4 protein-coding genes are annotated in these 3202 nt (G+C 78.0%); all 4 read left to right on the forward strand.

The window, feature by feature from the left end; translation table 11 throughout:
* Positions 1-216 (forward strand): SIP domain-containing protein (locus Q6969_RS14525; RefSeq protein ID WP_317231081.1); only part of this gene is annotated, 216 nt, incomplete at its 5' end.
* A gap of 70 nt (positions 217-286) precedes the next feature.
* The gene (locus Q6969_RS14530) at positions 287-1285 is read left to right on the forward strand and encodes an iron-siderophore ABC transporter substrate-binding protein (protein ID WP_317231082.1); all 999 of its coding nucleotides are present in this window, start codon (positions 287-289) and stop codon (positions 1283-1285) included.
* Positions 1282-2361 (forward strand): iron chelate uptake ABC transporter family permease subunit, encoded by a 1080-nt coding sequence (locus Q6969_RS14535; RefSeq protein WP_317231083.1) that lies wholly within the window; start codon positions 1282-1284, stop codon positions 2359-2361. Before Q6969_RS14530 ends, Q6969_RS14535 begins: the two co-directional genes overlap by 4 nt.
* On the forward strand, positions 2358-3202 hold an 845-nt coding region (locus Q6969_RS14540; protein WP_317231084.1), incomplete at its 3' end, for an iron chelate uptake ABC transporter family permease subunit. The genes Q6969_RS14535 and Q6969_RS14540, both read left to right, overlap by 4 nt.

The following is a 3202-nucleotide window of genomic DNA, read 5'->3' on the forward strand; positions in this document are numbered from 1 at the left end:
CTCGGCGAGGCCCTCGCCGCCTGGGCCGCGGAGGACGCCCTGGCGGCCGTGGCCGACGGGCCGCGGTTCGCCGCGTGGATCGCCACGGAGAGCGCGGCGGTGGCCGCGCTGCGCGCCGCGGTCGTGGCGCACGGAGTCGATCCCGCGCGCGTGCAGGCGCAGGGGTACTGGCGCGCGGAGGGCCGTCGGCGTGACCCGGCGGGAGAAGTCGGTTAGGTTAGCCTCACCTATCCCAGCTCGGCGCCGGTGCTGCCGTCGAGACGCACCCCGTCGAACGAAGGCCCTCGTGACCCCTCCCCGTGCCGTCCTGTCCGCCCGCATCCCCGCCTCCGCCGCTCCCCGCGCCGGAGGGCGCGACCGCCGCCGGACCGCCGTCGCGCTCGCAGCCCTCGTCGTCCTGGGCCTCGCGGCCTGCGCGCCCGCCGGCGATGCGGGCGGCGCAGCGGCCGGATCCCCCACCGCCGCCACCGGCACCCGCACCGTCACGGACGCCCGCGGCGAGGTCGAGGTCCCCGAGGCGCCGCAGCGCGTGGTCGTGCTGGAGCCCGTCGCCCTCGACACGAGCGTGGCGCTCGGCGTCGTCCCCGTGGGCGCGGCCGTGCTGAACGAGACCGCGGGCGTGCCCGCCTACCTCGGCGCCGACGCCGCCGCCGCCAAGGTCGTCGGGACGGTGCCCGAGCCCGGCGTCGAGCGGATCGCGGCGCTCGCGCCGGACCTCATCATCGGCACCGAGTCCCGGCATGCCGCGATCCACGACCAGCTCGCCGCCATCGCCCCGACCGTGTTCCTCGCCTCGCAGGCGGATCCGTGGCAGGACAACGTCGCCCGCGTCGGCGACGCGCTCGGCCGGGCCGACGACGCCGCCGCGCTCCTCGCCGACCACCAGACGCGCTGCGACGAGGTCGCGGCCGAGAACGAGGCCGCCGGCGCGACCGCCCAGATGATCCGCCCGCGGGACGGCCTGCTCACCCTCTACGGCCCCGACTCCTTCGCGGGCAGCACCCTCGAGTGCGCCGGGTTCACCACGCCCGAGCGCGACTGGGAGGGATCCATCTCCGTCGACCTGTCGCCCGAGAAGGTGCTCGAGGCGCGCGCCGACCAGGTCTTCGTCACCACGACGGACGTCGACGACCCGTCGACGGTTCCCGCCGCCGTCACGGACAACGCCACGTCGTTCCCGGAGCTGCACCTCGTCGACCAGTCGTACTGGATCACGGGCGTGGGGCCGCTGGGCGGGGCGAAGGTGCTCGACGACATCGAGGACGTCCTGCGCGACGCCCGGTGAGCCGCCTCCGCACGAGCCGCGCTCCCGCGGCGCCCGCGAGCGCCCCGGTCCCCCGGCCCGCGACGGTCCGGGGGCGCCGCCGCGCGCGCACGGCGGCGTGGGCCATCGCCATCGCCGTGGCCCTCGCCGCGGCGCTCGTCCTCTCCCTCGCGGTGGGCGCCAACGGGCTGACCCCGGGCCTCGTGCTCGACACCCTCGCCGGCGGCGGCACCGACGAGTCCCGGTTCGTGCTGCTCGACCAGCGGATCCCGCGCACCCTCCTCGCGCTCGCGGTCGGGGTGGGGCTCGGCGGCGCCGGGGCGCTCATGCAGGCGCTCACGCGGAACCCGCTGGCGGACCCGGGCATCCTCGGCGTGAACGCGGGCGCGGCTGCCGCCGTCGCGGGCGCCGTGGTGCTCGTCGGCGTGACGGACCCGGCCGGGCAGGCGCCGTTCGCCTACGCGGGCGCCCTCGTGCTCACGGTCGTCGTGGTGGCGCTCGGCACGGCCGGCCGCGGGCGGGCGGATCCCGTGCGCCTCACCCTCGCCGGCATCGCCGTGGGCGCGGTGCTCTCCGGCATCACCACGGGTGTGACGCTGACGCACCCGGAGGCGTTCGAGCGGATGCTCGGCTGGTCGGCGGGCACCCTCCTCGGGCGGGACCTCGCACTGCTCCCGCCCGTGCTGCCCCTCCTCGGCGCGGGCGTGCTCCTCGCCGTCGCGATCGCGCCCGCGCTCGACGCCGTGGCGCTCGGCGACGACACCGCGCGGAGCCAGGGCGTCTCGCTGCCGCGCACGCGCCTCGTCACCATCGCGGCCGTCACGCTGCTGGCCGGCACCGCCACGGCGCTCGCGGGGCCGGTCTCCTTCGTCGGGCTGATGATCCCGCACGTGGTGCGCTGGAGCCTCGGGGTGGGCCACCGCCGCGTGGTCATCGGATCGATGGCCGCGGCGCCGGTGCTCGTGCTGCTCGCCGACGTCGTCGGCCGCGTGGTCGCGCCGCCCGGCGAGATGCCCGTCGGCATCGTCACCGCGTTCGTGGGGGCGCCCGTGCTGATCTGGCTCGTGCGCCGCGGACGCCGGGTGTCGGGCCTGTGAGCGCGCTCCTCGCCCGCCCCGCTCCCCCGGCTGGATCCGCGACCCGCGTCCGCCGGGGGACGGCACCGGCGCGCCTCCGCGTCGCCGCGGTCGCCGGCGCCCTCCTCGTCGCGATCGCGGCCCTCGGGGCGATCGCTGCCATGACGGGCGACTTCCCCGTGGCGCTCCCGGACGTGATCGGCTCCCTCACCGGGTCGACCACGGGCCTGCCGCGGACGGTCGTGCTCGACTGGCGCATGCCGCGCATCGCCGCGGCCGTCGTCGTGGGCGCCGCCCTCGGGGTGGCGGGCGCGCTGTTCCAGGGCGTCACGCGCAACCCGCTGGCGAGCCCCGACATCCTGGGGCTCTCGCAGGGGGCCTTCGTCGGGATGCTGGGCGCGGTCGTCCTCGTCGGCTCGTCGTGGGAGTCCCGCACGGTCGGCGCGCTCGCGGGCGGGCTCGCCGCGGCGCTCGTCATCGTCCTGCTGTCGTCGGGCACGGGCGCGGGCGGGTTCCGCTTCATCGTGGTGGGGATCGCCGTCTCCTCGATGGCCGCATCGCTCGGCACCTGGCTGCTGCTGCGGGTGGAGCTGGACGTGGCGATGACCGCGTCGGCGTGGGGTGCCGGCACGCTCGCGGGCGTCGACCGGACGGGCGTCGGCACGGCCGCGGCGCTCGTCGCGGCGCTGCTCGTCGCGGTGCCGGTGCTCTCCCCCGCCCTCCGGCAGCTGGAGCTCGGCGACGACCTCGCCGCCGCGACGGGGGTGCGCGTCGCCGGTGCGCGGCTGGCGGCGCTCGGGATCGGCGTGGCGCTGGTGTGCGTCGCGACCACGGTCGCCGGCCCCGTGGCCTTCGTCGCGCT

The organism is Clavibacter sp. MX14-G9D (assembly GCF_032917815.1).
Taxonomy (GTDB): Bacteria; Actinomycetota; Actinomycetes; order Actinomycetales; family Microbacteriaceae; genus Clavibacter; species Clavibacter michiganensis_K.